At 44.3% G+C, this 25808-nt stretch carries 28 protein-coding genes; 20 read left to right on the plus strand and 8 right to left on the minus strand.

Annotation, left to right across the window (positions count from 1 at the left end; translation table 11 throughout):
- The first annotated feature begins 135 nt into the window (after window positions 1–135).
- The gene (locus JGK20_RS23315; RefSeq protein WP_293187164.1) at window positions 136–402 is read left to right on the plus strand and encodes a hypothetical protein; all 267 of its coding nucleotides are present in this window, start codon (window positions 136–138) and stop codon (window positions 400–402) included.
- A 372-nt stretch (window positions 403–774) separates the two neighbouring features.
- Here the strand turns inward: JGK20_RS23315 and JGK20_RS23320 are convergent, their stop codons facing one another.
- Window positions 775–1194 carry a hypothetical protein gene (locus JGK20_RS23320; RefSeq protein ID WP_293187163.1) on the minus strand — a complete coding sequence of 140 codons (420 nt, stop codon included), beginning with the start codon at window positions 1192–1194 and terminating at the stop codon, window positions 775–777.
- A 506-nt stretch (window positions 1195–1700) separates the two neighbouring features.
- Here JGK20_RS23320 and era point away from each other — a divergent pair.
- Complete coding sequence (era, locus tag JGK20_RS23325) at window positions 1701–2612, plus strand: GTPase Era (RefSeq protein WP_293193979.1); 912 nt, start codon at window positions 1701–1703, stop codon at window positions 2610–2612.
- Window positions 2613–2643: 31 nt separating this feature from the next.
- On the opposite strand, the gene JGK20_RS34640 is transcribed toward era, so the two are convergent.
- Window positions 2644–2847 carry a type II toxin-antitoxin system PemK/MazF family toxin gene (locus tag JGK20_RS34640; RefSeq protein WP_366039373.1) on the minus strand — a complete coding sequence of 68 codons (204 nt, stop codon included), beginning with the start codon at window positions 2845–2847 and terminating at the stop codon, window positions 2644–2646.
- A gap of 11 nt (window positions 2848–2858) precedes the next feature.
- Between JGK20_RS34640 and JGK20_RS23330 the strand changes: the two genes are divergently transcribed.
- From JGK20_RS23330 to JGK20_RS23400, 15 genes are all read left to right on the plus strand, one after another.
- Window positions 2859–3443, plus strand: a complete 585-nt coding sequence (locus tag JGK20_RS23330) for a Uma2 family endonuclease (RefSeq protein ID WP_293232342.1) — start codon at window positions 2859–2861, stop codon at window positions 3441–3443.
- An 82-nt stretch (window positions 3444–3525) separates the two neighbouring features.
- Window positions 3526–4104, plus strand: coding sequence for a Uma2 family endonuclease (locus JGK20_RS23335; RefSeq protein ID WP_293186931.1), 579 nt, complete (start codon window positions 3526–3528; stop codon window positions 4102–4104).
- An 82-nt stretch (window positions 4105–4186) separates the two neighbouring features.
- On the plus strand, window positions 4187–4738 hold the full coding sequence (locus JGK20_RS23340; protein ID WP_293186935.1) for a DUF6036 family nucleotidyltransferase: 552 nt from the start codon (window positions 4187–4189) through the stop codon (window positions 4736–4738).
- Window positions 4735–5016, plus strand: a complete 282-nt coding sequence (locus JGK20_RS23345; protein WP_293199268.1) for a hypothetical protein — start codon at window positions 4735–4737, stop codon at window positions 5014–5016. Before JGK20_RS23340 ends, JGK20_RS23345 begins: the two co-directional genes overlap by 4 nt.
- A 254-nt stretch (window positions 5017–5270) precedes the next feature.
- A complete protein-coding gene (locus tag JGK20_RS23350; RefSeq protein ID WP_096829650.1) occupies window positions 5271–5501 on the plus strand; it encodes a DUF433 domain-containing protein in 231 nt (76 codons plus the stop codon).
- Window positions 5498–5830, plus strand: a complete 333-nt coding sequence (locus JGK20_RS23355) for a DUF5615 family PIN-like protein (RefSeq protein WP_293232344.1) — start codon at window positions 5498–5500, stop codon at window positions 5828–5830. Before JGK20_RS23350 ends, JGK20_RS23355 begins: the two co-directional genes overlap by 4 nt.
- A gap of 252 nt (window positions 5831–6082) precedes the next feature.
- Entirely contained in the window at window positions 6083–7507 is a 1425-nt protein-coding gene (locus JGK20_RS23360; RefSeq protein ID WP_293186927.1) for a hypothetical protein, read from the plus strand.
- A gap of 265 nt (window positions 7508–7772) precedes the next feature.
- Complete coding sequence (locus JGK20_RS23365; protein ID WP_293232346.1) at window positions 7773–9323, plus strand: ATP-binding protein; 1551 nt, start codon at window positions 7773–7775, stop codon at window positions 9321–9323.
- Between the two features lie 81 nt (window positions 9324–9404).
- Entirely contained in the window at window positions 9405–10160 is a 756-nt protein-coding gene (locus tag JGK20_RS23370; RefSeq protein ID WP_293186925.1) for an SDR family oxidoreductase, read from the plus strand.
- A gap of 450 nt (window positions 10161–10610) precedes the next feature.
- The gene (locus JGK20_RS23375; protein ID WP_293186924.1) at window positions 10611–10853 is read left to right on the plus strand and encodes a hypothetical protein; all 243 of its coding nucleotides are present in this window, start codon (window positions 10611–10613) and stop codon (window positions 10851–10853) included.
- 129 nt (window positions 10854–10982) lie between these two features.
- Window positions 10983–11270 carry a type II toxin-antitoxin system Phd/YefM family antitoxin gene (locus JGK20_RS23380; protein ID WP_293186934.1) on the plus strand — a complete coding sequence of 96 codons (288 nt, stop codon included), beginning with the start codon at window positions 10983–10985 and terminating at the stop codon, window positions 11268–11270.
- A gap of 371 nt (window positions 11271–11641) precedes the next feature.
- Window positions 11642–12175, plus strand: a complete 534-nt coding sequence (locus tag JGK20_RS23385) for a transposase (protein ID WP_363319200.1) — start codon at window positions 11642–11644, stop codon at window positions 12173–12175.
- Between the two features lie 34 nt (window positions 12176–12209).
- Complete coding sequence (locus JGK20_RS23390; RefSeq protein ID WP_293207344.1) at window positions 12210–12845, plus strand: hypothetical protein; 636 nt, start codon at window positions 12210–12212, stop codon at window positions 12843–12845.
- Window positions 12846–13239: 394 nt separating this feature from the next.
- Window positions 13240–14181, plus strand: coding sequence for a Fic family protein (locus tag JGK20_RS23395; protein ID WP_293232348.1), 942 nt, complete (start codon window positions 13240–13242; stop codon window positions 14179–14181).
- Between the two features lie 26 nt (window positions 14182–14207).
- Window positions 14208–14333 (plus strand): hypothetical protein, encoded by a 126-nt coding sequence (locus tag JGK20_RS23400; RefSeq protein ID WP_293212487.1) that lies wholly within the window; start codon window positions 14208–14210, stop codon window positions 14331–14333.
- Window positions 14334–14414: 81 nt separating this feature from the next.
- Here JGK20_RS23400 and JGK20_RS23405 read toward each other — a convergent pair whose 3' ends face one another.
- The 3 genes from JGK20_RS23405 to petM form a co-directional block, all read right to left on the minus strand.
- Entirely contained in the window at window positions 14415–15332 is a 918-nt protein-coding gene (locus tag JGK20_RS23405; protein ID WP_293183772.1) for an NAD(+) kinase, read from the minus strand.
- Window position 15333: 1 nt separating this feature from the next.
- The gene (locus JGK20_RS23410) at window positions 15334–16311 is read right to left on the minus strand and encodes an NmrA family NAD(P)-binding protein (protein WP_293197521.1); all 978 of its coding nucleotides are present in this window, start codon (window positions 16309–16311) and stop codon (window positions 15334–15336) included.
- A 196-nt stretch (window positions 16312–16507) separates the two neighbouring features.
- The gene (gene petM / locus JGK20_RS23415) at window positions 16508–16612 is read right to left on the minus strand and encodes a cytochrome b6-f complex subunit PetM (RefSeq protein WP_172189541.1); all 105 of its coding nucleotides are present in this window, start codon (window positions 16610–16612) and stop codon (window positions 16508–16510) included.
- A gap of 125 nt (window positions 16613–16737) precedes the next feature.
- Between petM and pdxA the strand changes: the two genes are divergently transcribed.
- The 3 genes from pdxA (at window position 16738) to JGK20_RS23430 (ending at window position 23207) form a co-directional block, all read left to right on the plus strand.
- Entirely contained in the window at window positions 16738–17805 is a 1068-nt protein-coding gene (pdxA, locus tag JGK20_RS23420) for a 4-hydroxythreonine-4-phosphate dehydrogenase PdxA (RefSeq protein WP_293232350.1), read from the plus strand.
- A gap of 88 nt (window positions 17806–17893) precedes the next feature.
- Entirely contained in the window at window positions 17894–19354 is a 1461-nt protein-coding gene (locus JGK20_RS23425) for a hypothetical protein (protein ID WP_293183778.1), read from the plus strand.
- A gap of 244 nt (window positions 19355–19598) precedes the next feature.
- Window positions 19599–23207, plus strand: coding sequence for an OmpA family protein (locus JGK20_RS23430; RefSeq protein WP_293212491.1), 3609 nt, complete (start codon window positions 19599–19601; stop codon window positions 23205–23207).
- A 131-nt stretch (window positions 23208–23338) separates the two neighbouring features.
- Here the strand turns inward: JGK20_RS23430 and JGK20_RS23435 are convergent, their stop codons facing one another.
- The 3 genes from JGK20_RS23435 to JGK20_RS23445 all read right to left on the minus strand — a co-directional run bounded on the left by JGK20_RS23435 (window position 23339) and on the right by JGK20_RS23445 (window position 25715).
- Window positions 23339–24130 (minus strand): biotin--[acetyl-CoA-carboxylase] ligase, encoded by a 792-nt coding sequence (locus JGK20_RS23435; RefSeq protein ID WP_293232352.1) that lies wholly within the window; start codon window positions 24128–24130, stop codon window positions 23339–23341.
- Between the two features lie 342 nt (window positions 24131–24472).
- Window positions 24473–25402, minus strand: coding sequence for a polysaccharide deacetylase family protein (locus tag JGK20_RS23440; RefSeq protein ID WP_293192620.1), 930 nt, complete (start codon window positions 25400–25402; stop codon window positions 24473–24475).
- Between the two features lie 82 nt (window positions 25403–25484).
- A complete protein-coding gene (locus tag JGK20_RS23445) occupies window positions 25485–25715 on the minus strand; it encodes a hypothetical protein (protein ID WP_293183788.1) in 231 nt (76 codons plus the stop codon).
- Between the last annotated feature and the right edge of the window lie 93 nt (window positions 25716–25808).

Raw genomic sequence — 25808 nt, forward strand, 5'->3', positions numbered from 1 at the left:
GCAAATAGTCTCGCGCCGCCACAATTTGCTCAAAAAGCTACCCAAATAGTCAAGGATGGGTAGCTTTGTCCATAAATTAAGTTACAGTTCCTAACCCCGCAAGGCGTGCTGACTTTTAGCTCTACAGGAGTAGTTATGCAACTGCAAACAGATATTCGTAGTCGGCAACCGCAAGCAACGCTAGCCAGCGCCGCGAGTGCCTTGGACTGGGCAAAATTTGGCTGCGCCGTACCTGCACCAAAATTGGCTCCTTCGATGTGGGTCAAATTGTTCAATCCGCCAACAGCATTCAGTTTTGACGAAGCGTGGTTGTTGTGTCAGTGCTCCGACCAAAAGTGGCTGGCTTGGATTCCTGATTATGGGGAAATTTTGCTGAGTACGAATGAATTTTGCGCTACTTAGGATCGCAAATTAAATAACTTACAATTTTAATTGTTATTGTGGGATGGGCGTCCCGCCCGTCGTTTTTGGACGGGCGGGACGCCCATCCCACAAACCTGTCGAAGTTATTTAATTCTCATTCCTTAATCGAAAATTATAGTTTGAAATCTATATCCTTCAGGTTTCACAGCATATTTTTGGAAAAAACCAGGTTTCTGCATTATCTCGTTTGTAGTGAGGAATGCGAGTCCTCAGAAATTAAGAAGGACTGAAGTCCTCACTACAAACTAATTCATTGACATTTTGCCAACAAAAAGAGCAATAGAAAACTATTGCTCTTTTTGTGTAAAAACACTTTCTAGTTTTTGTCTTCAGACAGCGGAACTTACTCGCTTATTTGCAAACTGCACGGTTATTTGCATTTCTGACAATCGTGCCTACTTTGCCATTAATCTGAATCGGGTTCTTGGTGCTGGCCCGGATCAAGCGGGGCTGTTTACCCAGACATTCTCTGATTGATTCTGACCAGGTGGTGAGAGCGCGGGTGTATTCTGTACGAGTCGCGGGCGCGCGAAACTGCTCGGTAATTAGGTGATCCGTGGTGATGCTAGTGTCAGTAGCAACATTAGTAATAATTGGAAAGTCAAAGGCTTTGGGTAAAGTTCTTTCAGGAATTTTGCCCGGTACTGTTTGGTAGTTCTTTGAGCCGCCTTTGTAGTCAATACCTGCTTGAGGGGCTGTTTGAGCGAAGGCAGGAATAGGCAAGCTGGCTACCAATACGGTGCAGCAACTCCAAAATAATTTCGATTTCATCCGATTCATCTCCTCAACTTTATGACGGTTAGCACTAATTAGGTAGGGACAAAAACATTAGCTTTAATTTATAAAAAATCTAATGCTAATGAACTTTTATCTTGGTTTTGACCCATCTAATTTATTACCATACATCTTCAAAAACGTACAAACTGGTTGGTCTGACAAACTGTAGAATGGTTTCAGTTGAGTGAGACATTTACACATCTGAAGTTGTTACAGCGTTGGGGACTCGATTTTACCAGAATGATTCATTTTCGATCGATGTCATTGGAACTTTATCAAATTTTGTCTCAGATATCAAGTTTTGTCGATCGCCTGTGGCGTTTTAACACTGGTTGACGGCTCGATCGCCCTTTGAGTGTTATGCGCTATACCAGCGGAAGAAAGATGCTAGAGTGCATCAATGGGCGTTTGAGTATTTTCAGGCGACAATAGACAGAGAAGGGGCTTGAAAATAGGTGATTTTAGTGGAAGATAGTAAATTTATCGACGTATCGGAAATCATGGGTGTTCCCGCGGCTCCTGCGGGCTACAAGTCGGGCTTTGTGGGTATTATCGGGCGCCCGAATGTTGGCAAATCCACCCTGATGAATCAGTTGGTAGGACAGAAAATTGCCATTACTTCGCCGGTGTCTCAGACGACGCGCAACAGGCTGCGGGGCATCCTGACGACGCCGGAAGCACAAATTATTTTTGTCGATACTCCCGGAATTCACAAGCCACATCACCAACTGGGTAAGGTTTTGGTGCAGAATGCGCGCGCGGCGATTCAGTCGGTGGATGTGGTGCTGTTTGTGGTGGATGGTTCGGTGGAGTCGGGTGGGGGCGATCGATATATTATCGAAATTCTCAGCAATTGCAAAATTCCAGTGATTTTGGGGATGAATAAGCTGGACGAACAACCGGAGGATTCCGTGTTGATCGATCGCACCTACGAGCAAATTGTCAATCCTCAGTGGCCAGTGGTCAAGTTTTCGGCTCTCACGGGCGAGGGTGTCGAGCCACTGCAACAATTGTTAATCGAACATTTGGAGGTTGGGCCTTACTATTATCCGCCAGATTTGGTGACTGACCAGCCGGAACGGTTTATTATGGGCGAGTTGATTCGGGAACAGATTTTGCTGCTGACGCGGGAAGAAGTGCCGCATTCTGTAGCAATCGCGATCGACATTGTTCAAGAAGAAGCGAAGATTACCCGCATTCTGGCGACGATTCACGTCGAGCGGGATTCCCAAAAAGGTATTTTAATCGGTAAAAGCGGCAGTATGCTCAAGTCGATCGGCAGTGCGGCCCGGGAACAGATTCAAAAGTTAATTGAAGGTAAAGTATATTTGGAGTTATTTGTCAAGGTGCAGCCGAAATGGCGGCAGTCCCGCACCCGTTTGGCAGAATTGGGCTATCGCGTGGAAGAGTAGGGGCAATTCATGAATTGCCCCTACTGGCAATTCATGAATTACCCCTACTGGCAATGGGCTGGTGATAGCGATCATAAAGTGGCGGAGGGACACGCGGATTGTAAACATTATTCGTCACAATGATACAAGGCCGAACCTTCCCCGTTTCAGAACCTCTCGTCGGTTCCAAGAATGTTTGTGCGAGACTAAAATAGGGAATAGAAATAAACTCCATTACCCATTGCCTACCATCCATTACCTAAAAAAATGATCGCCGCCAAAGAAAACTTTCCTCACATAACCCCAGAAGAATACTTTGCTTGGGAAGAAAAGCAGCTAGAAAAGCATGAGTATATCGACGGCCAAGTCTACGCCATGAGCGGCGGTAGCGTCAATCATGGTCGCATTGCCGTCAGACTCACAACTCTCTTCTCCAATCATCTAGAAAACAGCAGTTGCGAAACAGGAAACTCCGATCTGAGAGTCAACATTGTCGGAACCAAAAACTATATCCACCCCGATGCAAGTGTAACGTACGACGATCGCGATAAAACCACAACCCAATACATTACCTACCCCTGCTTAATCGTTGAAGTTCTCTCTCCCAGCACTGAGGCTTACGATCGCGGTGGTAAATTTAGAATGTATCGCAGCAACCCTGTCTTACAAGATTATCTATTGGTTAGTTCCACCAGTATCGAAATGGATTTGTATCATAAAAATGATGCTGGTGAATGGATCATTATTAACTACAAAGAAGGTGACACTATCGAACTAAAAAGCATCAATCTTAGTTTTGCGATCGAACAAGTCTATCGCAACCTCGACCTCACCCCAGAAACAACACCTTAAAAGTTGACATATATCATAAAACTAAGGTGATTTACGTCCGGTGAGCGTGTTGGTATTACTACTTTTAAATTAGGAGATTGTTATGATTGCAGCTAGAGAGCAGGAGCGGTACTTTACGCCTGAAGAGTATTTTGCTTGGGAGGAGCAACAATTAGAAAGGCACGAGCTAATCGATGGTCGCGTATGTGCGATGAGTGGGGGCACGCAAAATCATAGTGCGATCGCGGGAAACTTTTTAGTGACGATCAAGCCCCATCTGCGGGGTAGTGGTTGTAAAACATACAATTCTGACTGCCGCGTAAATATCCTCAATACTCGCAACTATACCTATCCCGATCTGAGTGTCACTTGCGATCGGCGAGATAATTCTAGCCCTCAATATATTACCTATCCCTGTTTAATTGTTGAGGTTTTATCGGATAGTACCGAGGCTTACGATCGCGGCAAAAAGTTTGAAAAATATCGCCGCAATCCGAATTTGGTCGATTATGTGTTGGTGAGTTCGGATGAGATGGCGATCGATATTTATCATAAAAATGATGCAGGGGATTGGTTGATTCTGAGCTATCGATCGGGCGATCGCGTGGAGCTTAGAAGTATTGGGTTGAGTTTGGCGATCGAGCAATTTTATGAAGAAATTGTTTTCGAGCAGCAATCTTGAATTTATTATTAAGAGGGCGATGTAATAATATTGATGTAGAGTTCTAAGAAATCTGTTACCGTTTAAAATATTTGTGCAGCATATGCGTCCGAATGTTGATTCTCAGAAGATAGAACGACTGATGCAAGTCTTGGGCAGAGAGGCTCAGGGTTCAGGCTGCATCTATTTTACGGGTGGTGCTAGTGCCCTACTGATTGGATGGCGGAGTTCGACCATTGATATCGATATTCGTCTAGATCCTGAACCCCCAGGCATTTTTGGTGCGATCGCCAAAATCAAACAAGAATTGAATATTAATATCGAACTGGCTTCCCCACAGGATTTCTTACCCACAATTCCGGGGTGGCGCGACAGGAGTATCTTCATTGGCAAATACGGTCAAATCTCGTTTTATCACTATGACTTTATAGCCCAAGCACTCTCCAAAATATCCAGGGGATTCGATCGGGACATTAAAGATGTTCAAGCCATGTACGAACAGAAATTATTTTCCTTAGAAGAACTGCGTAATAGTTTTGAGAGTATTGCACCCGAATTAATCCGATTTCCCTCTCTTAATCCTGATGCGCTCAGAAGCAGAGTTGAGAACTTCATCAAACGTTTTGAAAGTAACATAGAGGATGGACAGTTATGAACTTAAATGAGTTGCCGGGAGCAGAGCTAATTCTACCTGGACTGAACGATCTTCATCATGGTAAAACTAATACAATTGGGTCATTGTTAGTCGCGATCGCGGCAACTCGCCTAGCCGAAGCGGGCTTAGATGTTCCTAAAGATCGTCTGGCCGCAGAGCCAGAATTGACTCTTTATGCCCGCCTTCAAGATGAACGAGATGATGCTTATCCCTACTACAATGCTTTGCTGAATCGCTTGAGTAGCTTTTGCAATGCACTTGAACTTCGTTATATGTGAGAATATGCGATCGATCGGCAGTAACAAAAGGATTTAATTAAAAAAAAAAGATGTCGATCGCTGCCGGTGGGCGATCGCTTGTAATTGGATGAAAGTGCGATCGATAAGACTCACCCCAAAATACCTATGAAAACCACGATCGAAATCGATAACTCCCTCATCACTAATGCGCTCCAGGCGACTGGACTCACAGCACAACAAAAGAATACATTCTATGTAGCTTCACAGAAAAATAGTATTACCGAGTGTTTCTTATGAACTACCGAGACCACATCACGATCGAAGCAAATAAACGCGGTGGTAAGCCTTGTGTACGCGGCTTGCGAATTACAGTTTATGAAGTGCTTGAGTACCTGGCTTCCGAGATGACCGAAGCAGAAATTCTCGATGATTTTCCCGATTTGACACGAGAAGATTTAAAAGCTTGTATAGCTTATGCTGCTGACCGTGAGCGTCGGTTTATGACCGCTACCTTATCCGCATGAAATTACTTTTTGATGAAAACTTGTCGCCCAAGTTGCCGAATCGTTTGAGCGATCTTTTTCCAAATTCACTTCATGTTCGAGATGTGGGCATGAAAGCAACGATCGACCCAATAGTTTGGGATTATGCAAAAGACAATGATTTGATGATTGTCTCGAAAGACGCGGATATGCACGACCTGAGCTTAGTATTTGGGAATCCACCGAAAGTTATTTGGCTTCGACTTGGAAACTGTTCGACATCACAAGTTGAAAATTTGCTGCGTCGGGATTTTAAGGCGATCGAATTATTTTATGAAGATGAGACTTTATCGCTGCTTGCTTTATCATAATGCACCGATCGCCGAGGGTGTGCGATCGACTCTAAATGCTCTCTAATCTAAAATCTAATATAGATAGGTTTTTTCAGTGCGACGGCTTCAGTGATTGAGTTAAATCGTGCGGCGAATTCGATCTAGGAAAGGAGATTGTGATGGGGAGTAAGAAGGGGTTGACATACATCCTTGAGCTGCGGTATTATTGACTATATCCAGTATTCTACCGCAACTGCGATACAATTATAAGCTAGATAGCAAAAAGGTACTATGGACGAAATTGAAAAGGTTAGCTATGCAGAACTAATTGACCCACAAGCACAAATGGTTGTGGCTTTTCTAAAACAAATGGGGCTTCCCTCAGATAACATCATTGCGGATCAGCCAGAACGAGCAATTATTGGTCAAAATTTACCTACTTACATTCAGTCACTTCCTGATGACATTAAAAGAGACGCACGTTACTTATCTAAGTTTGTAGTTGGCGCAGGATTTGGGTTGTTTGACTACGCACTCAACGCAGTATGGAATGAAGTTACTCTGGATTTAAGAAAGAAAGCTATTGCATACGGAATTGATATTTTCTTTGATGCCGCAGTAGGGGGTAAAAGCCGAGATTTTTACGAAAAAGAAGAAGATCTCGCTTCTCTTAAAGATTCAGTTTTACTAGACACCTGTAGAAAGCTTGAGCTTATTTCTGACACAACGTACAAAAAGTTAAAACATATTCTTGAGATGAGAAATGACATAGGAATTTCTCATCCGACTAACTATACAATTAACGCTTTTGAACTGCTTGGATGGTTACAAACATCGATTCAAGATGTCCTAAGAGATAGACCAACTGAAGCAGCACTTCAGGTACAAGCATTTATTAAAAACTTAAGAACTTATAATACACCTATAGATAATGCAACTCAAAAAACAATTGAGCTAAAAATATCCGAACTACCTAGCCATCTATGCGGAAATATACTTAGAACTGTTTTTGGGATATTTGTATCTATAGAGACGGATGTTCAGGTAAGGAAAAATATTTCTTTAATAGCCCCCTCTATTTGGACAAATTGTTTAGATGAACCCAAATATAAGTTAGGGCTTACTCTTGAGGGATATAATACTAATCTTCATAAAGATAAATATGAATTGGGTGAGCAGTTTCTCCAGGTTGTAGGGGGAAATCCATATCGTTCCCCAAGCGAAAGAGCAGGAATTGTTGACGATTTATTGGAGCAGCTTCTAGCTAAACATAATGGTTGGGATAATTTTCATCATGAAGCTCCTGTCGCTGACTCTGTCGCCTCATATATCGCTGGGCAATCAGATATTCTTCCAAACTATGCAGGAAAATTAGTGAAAGTAGTTTTGATGTGTCGGATTGGTCGAGGAGTTAGTTACTGCAATGGTGTATCACCCAGAGGAAAAGTATACTATGACAATTTGCTTTCTCTTTTAGGTGACAAATATTCACCCATTGCTATAAGCACACTCACTCATTATGAGATACAACGGAAATTAGAAAACAGCGAATGTAGAAAACAAGCTCGATTAGCCCTAGAAATGATAAAGCAAAGCGTAGTTAATGCAAGATTAGCTGAATGTTTTGACTATTTGATAACTCAAATAGAGAAGAATGGTCGCTGCGTATTGAATAGTGATTTCAAAAAGCTGACAGCACAATATGTGAAGTGGTAGTTATCTAACAAATCGTTGCAACGGCGGAATAAAGATAATCGGTAGGGATGCCAAGGTTACTGACCGCCGTTGAACTCAATCGTTATCTCGCAAACGCTGCCTGACTTTGGAGATGATTCGGAATGTCGATCGATAATTAATAATTCCGCCTAAGATTCTCATTTCCACCCGATGAGTCGGTACAAACCCCACTTAACAACAATAGAACCCCATTCCAACAACAGTAAAGTAAACTGAGAGCAGCCCCATTCGCCCCAGTTGACCTATGCCACGTTGGTTCAATACCGCTGGCCCTTGCCGCGATAACATTCACTATATGTTGCCGGCAACCCGACGCCTCCCGAATTTAGAGCGACTGATTGCTCAGCAAAGCTATTTTGTCATCCACGCACCCCGACAAATTGGTAAAACCACGGCAATGCTGGCTTTGGCCAAGCAACTCACTGACAGCGGACAGTACACTGCGATCGTGGTTTCCGTGGAGTTAGGTTCGCCCTTTAATGACAATCCACAACAAGCCCAAGCGGTCATTTTAAGTTCTTGGCGAAGTGAGGCGCGAGTCTATTTGCCACCGGAGCTCCAGCCACCACCAAAACAAGAAATGGAGGTGGGACAAGGAATTGAAGAAACCTTGCGGCAGTGGGCACAAACTTCACCTCGCCCTTTAGTAGTCTTCATCGATGAAATTGATTCGCTCCAAAATGAAGTATTGCTATCGGTTTTGCGTCAATTACGCAATGGTTATCCCTCTCGTCCTCGTGCGTTTCCGCAATCGGTGGGCTTAATCGGTTTGCGGGATGTTCGCGATTACAAAGTGGCTGCGGGTGGTAGCGATCGCCTAAATACATCCAGTCCGTTTAATATTAAAGTGCGATCGATTACGCTCAGAAATTTTAATGCCTCAGAAGTCGCAGAACTCTACGGGCAACATACCCAAGATACCGGACAAGTTTTTACACCAGAAGCCGTAGCCTTAGCTTTTGAATTAACACAAGGACAACCTTGGTTGGTGAATGCTTTAGCCAAAGAAATCGTCGAAGAATTAGTAACAGATGAATCTATAGAAATTACACCAGAACATATTTTAGAAGCTAAAGAAATTCTGATAAAACGACAAGATACGCATTTGGATAGCTTGGCTGAACGACTCAGAGAAAACCGAGTCAAAGCAATTATCGAGCCGATGTTGGCGGGTTTGGAACTCGGCAATATCCCCAATGATGATATTCAGTTTTTAATCGATTTGGGTTTGTGTAAGATGGACGTTCAGGGTGGATTGACGATCGCCAATCCAATTTATCGCGAAGTTTTGCCCCGCGTCCTCACCGTAACTCCAATGGCCTCTCTGCCCCAAATTGCACCGAGTTGGTTGACATCAGAAGGTAAATTAGATACTCAGGCTTTACTGAAAACTTTTTTAGAATTTTGGTTGCAACATGGCGAACCGTTACTCAAAAGTGCGTCTTACCCCGAAATTGCGCCGCATTTAGTGCTGATGGCGTTTCTGCATCGGGTGATTAATGGTGGCGGAACGTTGGAGAGAGAATATGCGATCGGGCGCGACAGAATGGATTTATGCCTGCGTTATGGTGAGGTAACATTGGGAATTGAACTGAAGGTTTGGCGAACTCGAAAAGTCGATCCGTTGAGTAAAGGGTTGGAACAGTTGGATGGGTATTTGGCTCGATTGGGGCAAGATGAAGGGTGGTTGGTGATATTCGATCGCCGTGAGAATGCACTGGAATTAGAAGAACGGCTGAAAACTGAAATTCAGACTAGCCCAATGGGTCGGTTAATTACAGTGATTCGTGCGTGAAGCAGTTGCGATCGATGTGTCGATTTTGCCGATCGCCCAGGGTGTGCGATCGACTTATCATTCTTACTTGTGGAGAAATGTATGACCCAGCGACCAATAGTTCTTATAACTGGTGCAAGTCGGACTATTGGCATCGGATCATCAATTGCCAAAGAATTAGCAAAATCAGGCTGGGATGTCGCTCTGACCTATTGGCAGCCATACGATGCGTCAATGCCTTGGGGCAGCGATCCGAAAGAGGTTCAGTCACTTTGCCACAAACTTGAGCAATTCGGTGTGCGCTCCACAGCGATCGAGGTTGATTTATCCTTGACTGATTCTGCTTCGCGCATATTCGATATTGTTGAGCATGACCTGGGAAACGTTACGGCAATGGTTATTGCTCATTGCCATTCAGTTGATAGTGATATTCTATCCACGTCAGTTGAGAGCTTTGACTTACACTTTGCCGTCAATGCCCGTGCTACTTGGCTATTGATCAAAGAGTTTGGTCAGAGATTCCGAGGGGAAACTGGATCTGGTCGTATTGTTTCGATTACCAGCGACCATACCGCAGGCAATCTCCCCTATGGTGCCAGCAAGGGTGCTATGGATCGGATCGTACTCGCTTCGGCACAGGAATTTAGGTCGCTGGGCATCACTGCGAACGTAATAAATCCAGGTGCGACTGATACTGGCTGGATGTCCGAAGCACTCAAAACTGATGTGCAATCCATCACTCTGTTGGATCGTGTCGGTATGCCACAGGATTGCGCTAATCTAGTCAGATTTCTGTGTTCCAAAGAAGGCGGATGGATCAACAGACAACTGATTTATAGTAATGGTGGTCTTCAGTAACCTTGAGAACGTGAGGTTTTTTAGGCTGCTTAAGACAATTTCCCAAGCTAAAATGGGGTCGTTATCTCGCAAACACTCCCTGACTTTGGAGATGATTCGGAATCTCGATCGAGAATTAAGGATTCCGGCGAAGATTCTCCTTTCCGCCTTATGAGTAGCACAAACCCCCGCTTAACCACAATAGAACGCCATTCCAACAACAGTAAAGTAAACTGATGAGTTCATTTGAACTCGGAACAGTTAAAATAGACAGTAGGTGGAGTGAGTGACCGAAATGCCAACTACTGCTCAGTTAGAGAGTTTATATCGCGTCAGCTATCAGTTGACGTTCATCATGTTGCAACCGATTCATCTGGTTTGTATAGATCGTCGTACTCGAAACGTATACGTTCTAGCTGGATATGGTGAAGACCTTGAGTTTGAAATTGTACCGAATGGGGAGGTATTCTGATGAGCCAAGTGAATTTTGAGGCTATGAGCGATGCCGAATTGAGACGGTACTTTCTGGAAAATCGCCAAGATCGAGCTGCTTGTCAGGCATATTTAGACAGGTTCAGTCAGCGTCCGAAATCAATCATTGCAAGCCCAAGCGATCCCGATTTTGACGCAAAAATTCAGGCCGCAATTCGGCAGAAATTAGAAGCATCGCCTAGTAGCCAGCCAGCTAACAGCACAGTGGAACGGACGGAATAGAGTCACCTTGGAGATGATTTGGAAGCTCGATCGAGAGTTTGACATACAGAAAATTGGTGCTTTTATAATTTAGGCAATAAAAAATAACTTTTGCTAAATTGTTAACAACACTCAAAAAAAGTGAACACCATGCTTAACCTCTCCCGTAGCCGTCCCCTGAACCAATTTCAACAGGAAGCTCCTGAGTTGCTTCATCAGTTTGAAATAGATAAAACACCAATCGTAATTACCATTAATGGTAAAGCGGTTGCTGTGCTTCAGGATGCGGAAAGTTATGAAAAACTACTTAATCGGTTAGAACTTCTTGAAACTCTTGCAGGTATTCGTCAAAGCTTAGGGGAATTCGATCGAGGCGAAGGGGTTTCTATTCATCAAGCTTTTGAAGAGCTTCAAAAAAAATATGACCTACCGAGTTGAGATATCTCCTACTGCTATTCATGACATAGAAAATATATTTTTGTGGCTCAAGCTCAATGCTCCTGAAAAATCCTATCGTTGGGTTAGGGGCTGTTATGAAATAATGCTCAAACTGGAAAGCTTTCCTAGTCGTTGTCCCTTAAATATCGTATTTTATTTACTGTAGTTTAGACTAACCAAAGATGAGAACGGTGGCAAAAGAAGAACTAGAGCCACCGCGCTGGGAGAGAATGAGGGTGAAAAATAAAACCTATCCACTCCTTAAATGAACAGTGAACGATTAAAGGACTTTCGTCAAGCAGCATACGATTTATTGGTGAAAGCCAATGATGCAACATTCGAGCTGATGGATGCAGTGATGACCACTCCGAATGCGTCATCTCTCGCGGAATTTTCGCTCAATCCATTATTCTCTTCGTCAATGCAAGAGCGTTTACGAAGCGTTACAAGACACAAGACCAGACCGGAAAAAACTCATGGAGTTGTATCTGAAGCAATTACAGAAAGAAACACCCCCAACAGAACACATATTAGTAGCAATTGACCACACTGCATGGGAGAGAGCAGATGCCAAAACATTAAAAGACAGAACCCATGAATATCAAAGAGGTGTAATTGTGGGGCAGGGGTACAGTACCATTGCGTGGATACCTGAAGAAAAAGGAAGTTGGGCATTACCCCTGCTCCATGAAAGAATTAGTAGCGGGTCTTCACCCATACTTCAAGCAGCTTCCCAACTTAAACTTGTCTGTGAACAGAGTGTCAATCCAGTTTTAGCAGTTTTAGATGCTGGATATGGGAATGCAAGCTGGGTACTGGCACTAACAGAAGCGGACATCCCTGCTGATTGCAACCATGAGAGTCCGAAAAAATGCCTGCTTATGGTCAGCACCACCAGCATATAGTGGTCGCGGTAGACCACCCAAACATGGTCAAAAAATGAGACTCAATGACCCAACCACATGGCTTCAAGCGAATACAGAGATTGAAATTGATGAACATCCAGATTTGGGAAAAGTCCGAGTCAAACAATGGATTGACTTGCATTTTTATCGCGCCCCTGGACAAAAAGTCAATTTAATCCTGGTGGAAAGAATGAAGCCCATGTCAAATGGTCAGCCGTTTCCACCCTTATGGTTGGCTTGGGTTGGAGAACGAACTCTACCTTTGGAAATAGTCTGGTTCAAATATTTACGACGTTTTGGAGTCGATCATTGGTATAGGTTTGCCAAGCAAAGATTGCATTGGACATTGCCTAATTTGAGAACCCCTGAACAATCCGAGCGTTGGAGTGATTTAATGCCGTTGATGAGTTGGCAACTGTGGCTGGCCAGAGATTTAGTAATCGAGAATAGACTTCCTTGGCAATCTGCTAATATCAATTTAACCCCTGGACGTGTTGCCCAATCAATGTTTTCGCTTTTAGTTGACATTGGTACTCCTACAAAAATCCCTAAACATAGGGGAAAATCCCCCGGCTGGGAAAAAGGAAGGGTACGAACTAAGGCACCATGCTATCCCACTGTCAAAAAACGGGTTTCTCGGCGCAAAAAGTCTTCAAGATTAGCTATTTAATCTGATCCCTCTTGAGTTTTTAAGCAACAGCTTGCCTGAGATTCAAAGGTGGCTACTTTTAGCTGTACTCATTTTTTAGTCTAAACTACAGTTATTTAGTATCGTAGAAAATGAAAATACTAGAATGGTTAAAATTCACCGCGTTCGCCACAGTTCTCAACAAAATTTTGATTCTTTAAAACAGCTTTTGGATAATGATGAAGAAGAGTAAAAATGTTCTTGTGTTGTGATTTCTGAGTTTAAGGGCGATTGGACATCGAAGACTTTGACCGATCGCCTTAGAGTTACAATCTATGGATCGCACAATGCAGGAGAACGATCGCCTGATTCGTCGGTTTTGTCAGGAGTTGGGGATTGAGATGCCGTTTTAGGGAATGGGGGAGTATTTTCAAAGATGGAGACTCAACTATACGATAAATTCATTCAAAAGGTAATTATTTTAGGTAAACAAAAGGAATTTTCATTAACCTCTTCGATCGACAACTATTTAATCATGAATTATCGGCTTAAATTAGAACGAATCGATAAACTAAAAGCTTGGCTAGATGGGTTTAGACCATTCGATTCCACCCTCGTCGCCGAACTCAAAAAGCTCTATGATGTTCGCTTTACTTATAACTCAAATGCCATTGAGGGTAATACTTTAACCCAAAGTGAAACGGAATTAGTTTTAACGAAGGGCATTACTGTGGGGGGCAAAACCCTTGACGAACATTTAGAAGTTATTGGACATAAGGAGGCCATCGATTATATTGAAAATTTAGCCCAAAAAGATACGGAAATTAATGAATGGGAAATTAAGCAAATTCACAATCTTATTCTCCGCAAAATTAACCCGGAGGAAGCGGGTAGTTATCGCACTCTGGATGTGATGGCTGCTGGCACAAATTATCGTTATCCTCCTCACTATTTACTGTCTCAATTAATGGGAGATTTTGCGAGTTGGCTCAATTCGGAAGTGGCTTTAAGTCTCCATCCGGTTGAATATGCCAGTATTGCCCATTATCGGTTTGTTTCGATCCATCCTTTTCGCGATGGGAACGGTCGAAGCGCTAGATTATTAATGAATTTACTGTTAATCCGTGCTGGCTATCCGATTGTGGTGATTGACAACCAAATCCGCAATGATTATATTAATGCTTTGGCATACGGGCAACAGAATCAAGATGATTTGAGCCAGCTTTATGTGTTGATTTTTGATGCTACGATTAGTTCGCTTGTGGAAGTTTTAAGATTATTGGTGACTGCAAGTAGCAGCAGGGGAAAGGGACAGGCTTTTTATCAGGAGATTACTGATTTTCTCGATCGCAGCGGTGGTTTAGGGAATGGGGAATAGGTAATGGGTGGGATGTTAAACCAAAAATGTTCGATCGCACTAACGCTATCTCGCAAACGCTGCCTCACCTTGGAGATGGTTCGGAATCTCGATCGAGAATTAAGGATTCCGTAGAAGATTCCGATCGAGCCTTATCCTGCACAAAAACTTAGAAACCTGAAAGCGAAGAAAAAGCCCCCCTAAAAAGACGGGACTTTAATTCTCCGCTACACTCCGCTCATTACCAACAACTATTAAGGCAATTCAACGGAACTCGGTTTAGCAATGTGAGGCAAGCCCCAGCCCAATTTTTCCCGCAAAATGTGGAAAAACTCAAAAGATTGTATCCGAACAAAGCGGGCTGGGTAGGGCGATCGCTCAATTTGCACCCAATCCTCAGGCCGAACATAACAGCCGCCGTTCCCATCTACCACCATTACCAGGCGGTTCGGACTTGCCGGCAAAATCTTCACCGGCTCAGTATTGCTAAATACTAAAGCCCGAGAAGCCATTGAATGCGGGCAAAGAGGGACTAACTGCAACACTGGGACTCCCGGAATAATTACAGGGCCGCCGGCTGACAGCGCGTAGGCTGTCGATCCAGTCGGAGTCGAGATAATTACCCCATCTGCGGCAATGTCCACAGAGGCGTGCTGGCCGATCGCCACTTCAAAATGGCACATACAAGTCAACGGTTCGCGGTGCAGTACCATTTCATTGAGACAAAGGGCTTCCCAAAGGCAGTCGTTGTCTCGAAACAGCCGCACGGCCAACATCGATCTTTCTTCTATTTCGTATTCTCCGGCGATCGCCTTTTCCAAAGCTTGCGGGAGCAAGTTTAGGTAAGTTTCTGTTAAAAAGCCCATATGACCGGTATTGACAGTCAGCAGCGGCACTCCGATGGGAGCAACTTGGCGAAATGCCGACAGCACCGTACCGTCGCCACCCAAAACCACTGCAAACTCCATGTCGCTGTCAAAACCGGGGGGGACAAGTTGGTCGATCGGAGTGTGGCACATGGGGCGATCGGGACTAGAATAGCCCAAAATTCCCCCGGCACCGGAAACCGCGCAGACCTCCCAGCCGCGGGCAGTCAGCTTGTCTTTCAACTCTTCGGCGATGCGACAAGAGACTGGTTTAACGTCGTTGTATATAATCCCAGCTTTCGGCACTTTAAAATGTAAAAGGCATTTTTTGTTTACTCCGTTTTTTAGTCTTAAGCTGCTCGTACTCTATTTCCCTGAGCTTCTTCATAATCAGACTGAAGTATTCTTCCAGATAAGATTCCAAAGTTGTAGTTTCTTTAGGGTCTAATCCGAAGACACTGTAAACGTCATCCATCGGAGCTTTCAAGGGTTTTCCGGCTGCTAAAACTTCTGAAAAAGCCAATCTGTCAGCTACGTTCCAACTCCACTGAAAGAACTTAGCAAATTGACGGGTAGCCTGCAACAAGGCATCTGGCGTGCGGGTGATTTTGGCCTGTTTCCCAGAAAGCCGCTCGCACAACCGCACGATTTCCTCAGCATCCCAAGCGCGATTTCCCACCACCGGAAAGCTTTTTTTCTCGGTTTCGGGAACGGTAAGAGCTCGGACGGCAAACTTCGCAACGTCCTGAGTGTTCATGTAAGCAAGGGCTGACGGCTTGTTGGGCAACCAGACTCCCTGACCATCCAAAATTGGCATTGCGTACAGGCTCAGCAGTCCTTGCAAAAAGCCGCAAGGTCTCAATATTGTGTAGTCTAGACCGGATTCTGCTAAGAATAGCTCAGTACAGCGCTTAATTTCCAACAAGGGGACTTGCTGATATTTTTCGGCGTCGAGAAATGAAAAGAATATGTAACGCTTGATGCCTGCTGCTGCTGCTGCTTGGATCAGCGATACTTTTCCGTCCCAGTCTACTCTTTTGATGCTGACAGAATCGGCTGCGCTGGCTGTTGCTGCATCGATGATAGCAGTGACGCCTTCTAATGCAGGAATTAAGCTGTCAGGCTGGCAAAGGTTTCCCGGTACGAGTTCGGCGCCCCATTCTTTCAAAAAGGCCGCTTTTCTGTAATTTCTGACTAAACAACGCACCTGGTAGCCCTCGTCTAGGGCGCGGCGGGCTATTTGACGGCCGAGGGTGCCGGTGGCTCCTACAATCAATAAAGTCATCTAGGGATTAATTTATGAATCTTAAACTTTCTATAAGATGGTATCAGGTTTTCGTTATGTTTTTTATAAAAACTTAACAAAAACCTGAATTTTTCTCATTTTTGGCTTGAGAGCCTAAGCAGCACGCTGGCTTTGGGTGGCACGCAGAAGCTAGAAGGCTTGATCTAGAAGACTTCTGAATGATTGTTACAAAAATTTATTCTTCGCCGCCTTGCAGTTTGAGCAGGAGGAAGCCTCCGCCTATACCCACGAAAATTAGGGAAAAGGACAAAAAGGCTGCATTGAAAATTTCAGGATTCATGATTGTATATGCCTAATTGGACGATCGCATTAGATAAAAATAATAATATAATTTGGGGCAACCAGCTACATGAATGCTAAAATCTCACTGCTGAAATTGCTGTATTTTTTGGGGAGAAAACTGCCTTGAGTCTCGATCGGCAATCAAAACTAGCTGTAACTCTGGGAGATCCGGCAGGAATTGGCCCGGAAGTGATTCTCAAGGCTTTGGCAGATCCGGCTGCTGCTTTGATGGTGACGGTTTTTGGATCGAGGATGATTTTGCAACAAACTTACGATCGGTTGCGATCGATCGATCGGGCTACAACAGCAGCAAATCCCGCAACATTAAACATTATTGATATCGAACCAGACAGCAAGTGGGGTTCCATTATCCCCGGTGTCGGGAATGCGGCTAGTGGGGCGGCTAGCTTTGAGTATATGGAAAAGGCGATCGCCCGTACCCTTGCCGGCGAATTTTGTGCGATCGTCACCGGCCCCATTTCCAAAACTTGCTGGCAAGCCGCAGGTTACAATTATCCCGGACAAACAGAACTTCTGGCAGAAAGGTCGAAATCGCAGCGGTTCGGAATGCTGTTTGCCGCCACATCTCCCCACAGCGGTTGGACGCTGGTAACTTTACTTGCTACCACACATATTCCTCTGCGTCAAGTACCCGAGGCTTTGACTCCAGAGTTGCTGAGTGAAAAACTAGAATTGCTGATCGAGTGTTTGCGCGAAGATTTTGGGATAGAAAAACCAAAAATAGCGATTTCTGGCTTAAATCCTCACAGCGGCGAAAATGGCAAACTGGGAAATGAAGAGCAAGACTGGATGATACCGTGGTTGAAAGCGCAGCGCGATCGTTTTCCCCAAGTGCAATTAGACGGGCCAATCCCCCCGGATACCATGTGGGTAAAACCGGCTAAAGTTTGGTACGGCTTAGCCTCATTAGCTCACGACGGTTACTTGGCAATGTACCACGACCAAGGCTTGATTCCAGTAAAATTGATGGCTTTCGACAAAGCGGTCAACACTACAATTGGCTTACCCTTTGTCCGCACATCTCCCGATCACGGCACAGCTTTTGATATTGTAGGTCAAGGAATTGCCGATGCCTCTAGCATGACAGCAGCGTTACAGTTGGCGGCCCAGTTGGCTAGTCGCAGAGCAGCAGTTAAAATAGGGTTACAGAACAGTCCAACAATAACGTGACAATTCGTGACGAAACTAGACATTTTCTGCAATTAGAGCAGCTAATGTCTAGTTTCACTCATAATCAAGGCAGCTAATTTATCAAGTTATGACGACTCTCACTTACTGTAAAGGATTACCAACTCCCGAAGCCGAACTTAACCCCGCAGGTTATACTGAATTTGAGTGTTTTTTAACGGCATTTTCAGGAGTGTTTTATCGAGCAACAATCGAGACGGTTAACCATTTATTAAATCGAGAAATCAAATTCAATAAATCTAGTTGGAATACTCATCTACAACAGACCTACGGCATCAACAAACGTCATGCCAACGGAGTAATTGCTTTATCATCCGGCAAAGTAGATTCAGCATATAAAGCGAGAACTAGATATCTGTCCCAATTAGCATCTAGACTTAAATCCGCTGCATCTTGGTTAAAGGCAGCAGAACGTAAACTAAAAGGGGCCCAAAAATTTTACGCCAAACGGCATTGGCAGCACTCTTCAAGCGGGTGTAATTTCCCCCTAGCGAGCGACAGGAAAACTCGCAAGACCAACTGGTATAACCTGAAATTTGCCATCCACAACAAGAAAAGATACATCTACAAATTAACTCAAACCCTCGCCCACCTGAAAGTGGCACCACTGAGAGTCAAGGTCAACTCAAGAGAACTATTCATTGTGGGGTCGAAGGATGAAAGTTATGGCAATCAAGCTTGCCAGTGGGATGGCAAAAATCTGAAATTTAGAGTGCCTAATTGCCTGGAGGCTAAATTTGGCAAATATGTCACTTCAGCCATCGGTAATTTTGACAGAAATCTGAATCGATTGCCCGAGGCTGGTGCTAAAACCTGGCACTTTTACCGCCAGGACAACCGTTGGGTAGTAGCAGTACAATTTACCCCATTACCAGTAAAACAAGTAAGCCGATCGATCGAGTACGGTTGCATTGGCATTGACCTCAATCCGAACTCGATTGGTTGGGCATATATCGACGGTCAAGGTAATTTAAGCTCAAGAGGTAAAATAGCTATGCAGATGGGTTTACCTCGCGGCAAACAAGATGCTCAAATTGTAGGTGCTATCTTGCAGCTAGCTGAATTAGCTACTGCGTTTGCTTGCCCGATTGTTTGCGAATCATTAGATTTTACTGGTAAGAAATCACAGTTAAGGGAGAAAGGAAGAAAATATGCTCGGATGCTATCGAACTGGGCTTACAGTCGTTTTTATCAGCTTTTGGAGTCAATTTTATCCAATCGAGGCATTTCGTTATTTACTCGCAATCCGGCTTACACCAGTTTAATCGGATTGGTTAAATACGCTCGGATGTATGGGTTGTCCTCGGATATTAGTGCTGCAATAGCTATTGCTAGAAGAGGAATGAATGGAAGTGAAAGATTGCCGCGCCCCGTGTCCGCCTATCTGGGGGTGAACCCCAGAAAGCACGTATGGGGCGCTTGGTACCAATTTAATATGTTTATCGGTCGGTGTCCGGTAGTCAATCGCAGACATGATTACTATCGAGTCTCTAACTGGGGGCCACTGGTTAAGGCTGATGTCGAGCAGTGATGTCGGGCATCAGCCAAGCACAAGCGCGTTAGTGGTTATCGACTCAAAGTTACACCGCAGACTTATACTGGGATCCAAATTACCTGTGGGTAGGTTTGTCCAAGTTTTTAGAAGCGGTGATAGCCTTAATTAAGTCTGACACTGGGCAAAATTGTGTCATTCCTATTGATGTTCGCTGGCGTCAGGCGACAAGCAAGCTGGTCATTTTAGTCGATCGCTTAAAATCAGATTTTGGTAGCACAGTATGGCAGCATCTAATGATAATTCAGGGAACATATATCAGTCAGAAACAGAGGTGTCAGATGCAACTCAGGTAAGTTCTAAAGCAGGAGATCAACTTCAGGAATTGCTAATCATATTGACTGAAATCCAGTTACTGAAGCAATCAAAAAAAGAACCTATCGAGCTAAAGTTACCGCCATCTGAAAAATCAGCAGAGCGACTTGAGGAAGAGGAAAATCGGCGCAACCAATTGTCTTTTTTGATCGAATCACCTGCGGTTGTACCGGAAGTATTGAATAATCATGAAGAGATACCACCTCAAAGACGACAAAACAAGAACGAAGAAGCAGGCTTATCTAGAATCGCTAATTTAGCAAACAATGAGCGACCGTCGGAAGAAGATTTAGAAAAAGCAGTCGAAGAGTTTAAACGGTTGCAGGAACTGTTGTTTGAAAGGGATTTGCCGGAATTTTACAGTAATATTTTCAGCGTAGAACAAAGGTTAGAAAATTTTGAGAAACTAATGTCTGAGCCGAAAGAATTGATGAATTTATTGAAACCTTTAATTCCCGAGTTAGTGAGAGAAGAGCTAGAGCGGTTGAAGTTTCAATTAAACCAGGCGATAGAACTCGTCGGCAACGATAAAATCAATCGCCTGGAAGTTCAGACAAAATTAGCGGATTTGGAAAATCAAATTTCTGATTTCAACCAGCAGCAATTGGGAAATTCAGAACAGTTAGTTAAACGGCTAATGTTGATGGTGGGAGATCTGCTCAACCGCAAGGTAGAGGAGTCTAAGTTAGAGGTGACTTCGGCGATCGCACCGACAATCAATCAAGTAGTTGACAATCAAAATGGACTGGAAGAACAAGTAGTCATAATTGAAGAGAAACTTGCGACTGTTCAGCAGCGTTACCAGCAGCAACCGGAAGATATTATCAAACAGTTAGTCCCGGTAGTTAGCGATTTGCTCGCCCGCAAAATTAGTGAATTAAAGTTAGAAGTTGTAGAAACACTTGCACCCTCAGTACAGGTAAGAATAGCTTGGGTAGAAATAGAAGAAAAAGTATTGAGCATCGTCGAGCGCCGGCTGGCTACCCAAGAGTCGCCAATTCAGACGCCAGAAGAGATTATGGCGATGCTAATGCCAGCAATCACGGATTTGCTGAACCGGAAAATTGATGAATCAAAATTAGAGGTAGCAGCAGCGATCGAACCTTTGATTGAATCAGCAATTCTGCAAAGAGAAGTTCCAGGAAAATTGAGCGATGTAGAAAGTAGGCTCAATAATCTTCAGCGCCAGCAAAAATCTCAGCCGGAAGAAATCCTGGCAAGGTTGATGCCGTTAATGATTGAGTCGCTGAACCGGAAAATTGACGAGACAAAGTTAGAGGTGACAGAGGCGATCGCACCTGCTGTCGATACTGCTATTCAAAACAGCGGTATTGCAGCAAAAATATTGCAAAATGAAAGTAAGATTGTCGAAGTTCAGCAGCAAGTTTTAGGCGAGATCGAAGGGTTGATGGGAAGAATCATGCCCGCGATCTTGGAAATGCTGTCCGGAAGCATTCGGGACGCTAAGCTAGAGATAGAATCTGCGATCGCCCCTACTGTCGATGCGATCGTTCAGAACAAAAAGATTGATGAAAGACTCGGAAATATCGAACAAAAGATTGTGGCGATCGAACACCGGATTTATCAATCGACAGACTTGTTTACAGATTTACTCAAACCCTTGATTGACGAGCTGATGGTTAGCCATCACTCCCAACTAGAAAAATCTGTCATCCAATCTATTTTACCGTTATTAGATGAAGTGGTAGGTTATAATTACAATCTCAACAGTAAAGTACAGGAACTAGAACGCAAAATAACTGATGCTGAATGGGGAGGCGATCGGGCAGAATTAATGGCCCGAATTAAAAGCATCTTTCCAGAAATGATGATCCAAACAATTAATGACTCTAGAAAATCATTTGCCGAAACCATCGCTCCGATAATTGATGAAGTAATTGATACCAAAATCCGAGAAAATCGGCAGTCGTTTGGAGTAGCCCTAGCGCCTTCTATTCCTGTGGGAATCAGCCACAGAATTAGTGAATATCCCGATGAAATTGCCATAGCGCTGGCGCCGGAAATGGCCTCGGCAATCAAACAGCAAATTACTATCAAGCGAGAAGCAATGTCGGATGCACTTTATCCGATCATCGGCAGCACAATTTTAAAATACATCGGCGAGACGATGCGCGAGATTAACGAAAAGTTGGATCAATCGTTAAGTCCTGATGCGATCGCTCGCAAAATTAAAGCCAAATTGCAAGGAATTTCTGAAGCAGAATTGCTAATGCAAGCAACAGCACCGCTGACTGTTAAAGCTGTATTTTTGATTCAAAAAAATTCTGGATTGTTAATTGCAGGAGTGCAGCCGCCTGAAAGCGAAGAGCTAGAATCAGAAATGATAGCAGGGATGCTGACTGCTATTCGCTCTTTTGTCAACGACTGCATATCTCAATCGGGAAATCTTGCAGAGATTGATGCGGTACAATACGGGACATCTTCGATAGTATTGGAAGTAGCAGGTTCGTGTTATCTAGCAGTAGTGATCGAAGGAGGAACCCGCCAATGGTTTAAGTACAAAATGCGAGCAATATTTAAGAATATTCTTCAAGAATACGGAGAGCAAATTCAGGCATTTAACGGAGATCCGACTCGTCTGCCTCCAGGAGTAAACTTAAACTTGCAAAAGTTAATCGATACAGAGGTAAAAGTTAAATCTACTAAGATTCCAATTTTACCAGTTATCGGTTTGGCAGTGTTAGGTTTAATTGGCGTAGGTTGGGGCACTCATGAATACCGCAGCGGAATTGCAGCGACTTTAGAAGCAGATACAAATTTAGCTTTACAATCTGCTCCCGACTTATCGGTTTATCGCCTTGCGGCAGATGTTAAAGATGGAGTATTAGAGATTTCGGGACGAGTGCCGAATCAAAAGCTGCGAGTGAAAGCGGAAAAAATCGCTCAGGATGCAGCTCCCAAATTAAGAATTGACAATAAAATTATAGCCGTTGAAGTACCTCCCGATCCGGTTTTAACCGAAGCTGATGTCAAGCGGACTGTGGCTCTTTTGAATAAGTTAGAAAGCATTAATATCTCGGCTCGCTATGCAGAGGGAAAAGTCGCGATTGCAGGTAGTGTGAGCAAAGCAACGGATGCTCAGAAAATTACTCAAGCTTTTGAGAAAATTCCGGGGGTGAAGTCGGTAACAAATACAGTGGGAATCGGAACTCAACTGCCGTCACCGCCAATAGAAGTTCGCCTTTATTTCGGTGCTGGTTCGGCAATTTTGTCGCCGAAAGATATAGCACAAAAACTGAGCAAAGTTAAACAATATATGGAGGAGAATAGCACGACTAATTTGAGGGTAATTGGCTACAGCGATTTTAAAAGCAGCCCTGCGGAAAATCAAAAGTTGGCGCTGGAAAGGGCGATAAATGTGAAGGCTGCTCTGGTTAAAGAAGGGATAAATGGCAATAGAATACAAGTTGCTTCTACTAAGGGTCGTCCCGAAGGTGTGGAGGCTAATCAACCGCTGTGGCTGAGCAGATTGGTCATGTTTGAGGTGGTAAATTAAATTGGGTAATGGGGCATCGGGCATCGGGCATCGGGCATCGGGCATCGGGCATCGGGCATCGGGCATCGGGCATCGGGAATTGCTAACAAATAACAAATAACAAATAACAAATAACAAATGACTTCTTCGTCTTAACTTAATCGTATTCGGCCGGAGGTAAAGGCTTGTATTCGATCGCCTGCCAAGCATACTAACAACCGGCCGCATCCGTCAATCCCGGCGGCTTCTCCGCAGATAGTTTCCGACGCAAGTTCGATCGCCACATTACAGCCAATCAGCCCGTCGCGACGGCGCAATTCCGGTAACAGTCGCGCTAAACCGGACTTTTCGGGTGCCCTGTCGGTGGTGGAGAACATATCGGCTAGTTCGAGTAAATAGTGCCGGAGTCTGGCAAGCAAACAGAGTTCATCGGGCACATTACCCGCAATAGAATGCAAGCTTACCGCATTGCCGATCGCCCTGGCATCCAATCCTGCCGCCGCGAAATCTACGCAGCGGTTGATGCCAATTCCGACAACCACGCGAGTGCCGAATGTGTTCCCAGAAGTGGCTTCACAGAGAATTCCGGCTAATTTTTGTCGATCGATCCAAACATCATTTGGCCATTTCAGGCGCAGCATATCGCGACATTCGGGCACCAAATCCTCGATCGCGAAAATCACAGCCAAACCGACTGCTAAACTGAGTCCGGGTAACAGATTGGGATTGAGGTTGTCGAGTACAAAACTCGCAGTCAAAACACCGGTTGGGGAGTGCCAAGTGCGCCCTTGTTGTCCGCGCCCGTTGGTTTGCTGCTTAGTAAATACTACATCTCCGTGGTGCAGTTGGTCTGCGCGGGCGATCGCCCAACTGTTGGTACTGGGACAAGTATCCAAAGAGTGCAGCCAGTGACGAACTAACTCATTATCAACAGTATTTATCAACCTTACCTCAGTAGGAATATCCCCTATCCTCTCAACTTCATTATTTTCTAATTTCTTGAGATTTTTTCATATCATTTTTCACAAAAATTATATCGCACGGTGCATATTAATAATTCATCTCTCTATTCTCTTCCTCTGTGTTCTCTGTGTTCTCTGCGGTTAAATCATATTGTATAAATCTAAAATCTATCGCAAATTTATGCTATTAAAGGACGCAATCCTAGGGAGTAAGAAACCCAGATTCTTCGTATATATAGTTGAAAAACCAATATTTATCCCAGAAAACGGGTTTCTTTAGCCTTAGTTTTCTCCTCGAAAAAAGACAACCAATCGCCGCACAATTTACGCTGCCGATTGCCCTTGCATTTCCAGCAACTCAGGAATCGTCACAAACCGATATCCCTGCTGTTTCAAACCAGCAATCATCTCCGGTAAAGCCTTAATAGTCCGAGATCGATCGCCCCCGCCGTCGTGCATCAACACAATCGCCCCCGGCTTGGCATTCTTCAACACATTCTCAACAAAAGCTTCTGGTTGAGCGCGGGGATCGGTATCAGCAGAAGTTACCGACCACATCACCACAGAATAATTTTGCTCCTTAGCATACTTAGCCAAACCATTAGTCAAAACTCCTCCCGGCGGGCGGAAATAAGTAGTCTTAACTCCCGTCGTTTCGTAAATAAGTTTTGCCGTGCGATCTATTTCGCTAGCCGCCGTCGCCGCATCCATCGGATCGTAAGGGTGATGCCACGTATGATTGCCGATCGCGTGACCTTCTGCTACAACTCGACGAGCAATGTCAGGAGAAGCTTCGAGAGATTTACCTATCCAAAAAAATGTTGCTTTAATGTCATTTTGCTTAAAAATATCCAGCATTTGTTCAGTTGTTTCTGGCCACGGCCCGTCATCAACTGTTAAAGCAATAACTTTTTGGGAATATTTGATTGTCCCTTCAAAAACAGTTTTTCCCTGAAACTGCTCAGGTGGCACAAAAGTCAAGTTTTTTTCTTTGGATTCCAATACGGTGAGAAGTTCTTCAATTGTGCGATCGAGATTAAAGCCTGTTCGATCGTCCCCAACCTCTTTTGCTAGCCGATTTACCGTTAAGGATTGCTTGAGGTTCTGCACGGCGGCGGTTGCAGGTTTGTCGCTTCCTTGTTGGTTTCCTGGCAGCAGCGTACCGACGATAAAGCTTATTGTAGCCGCTGCTAGGGCGATCGCCACAAAACGCCATTTTTTTCGCAGTCTTTGAAACAGATGATTTCCGGTCACTTGGGATTCCTTTCACTCCACACTGCCGATAATGATAATGGGAATTTCAAGGAAAAGAAACCTTATTTTTGATAAATATGTCTCAGCGGGGATTGACAGCGGGATCGGAAGGGCGATCGAATCCGGGCGATCGAATCCGGGCGATCGAATCCGGGCGATCGAATCCGGGCGATCGGAAGCGGGCGATCGAATCCGGGCGATCGGAAGCGGGCGATCGAATCCGGGCGATTGAAATCGCGCCTAGACAGACGAAACCCGCCTGCGCGGGTTGAAGAAATTGCCAGCGATTGCGATTAAGGGCGATTTCAATCACCCGATATATTTAGGGGCTTAGAAGTTTCTTGAGTCCACGGAGGTGGACATTGTTTGTATAGCCGCGATTTCTAATCGCCCGGTATATTTATCG

The organism is Microcoleus sp. PH2017_05_CCC_O_A (assembly GCF_020738785.1).
Taxonomy (GTDB): domain Bacteria; phylum Cyanobacteriota; class Cyanobacteriia; order Cyanobacteriales; family Microcoleaceae; genus Microcoleus.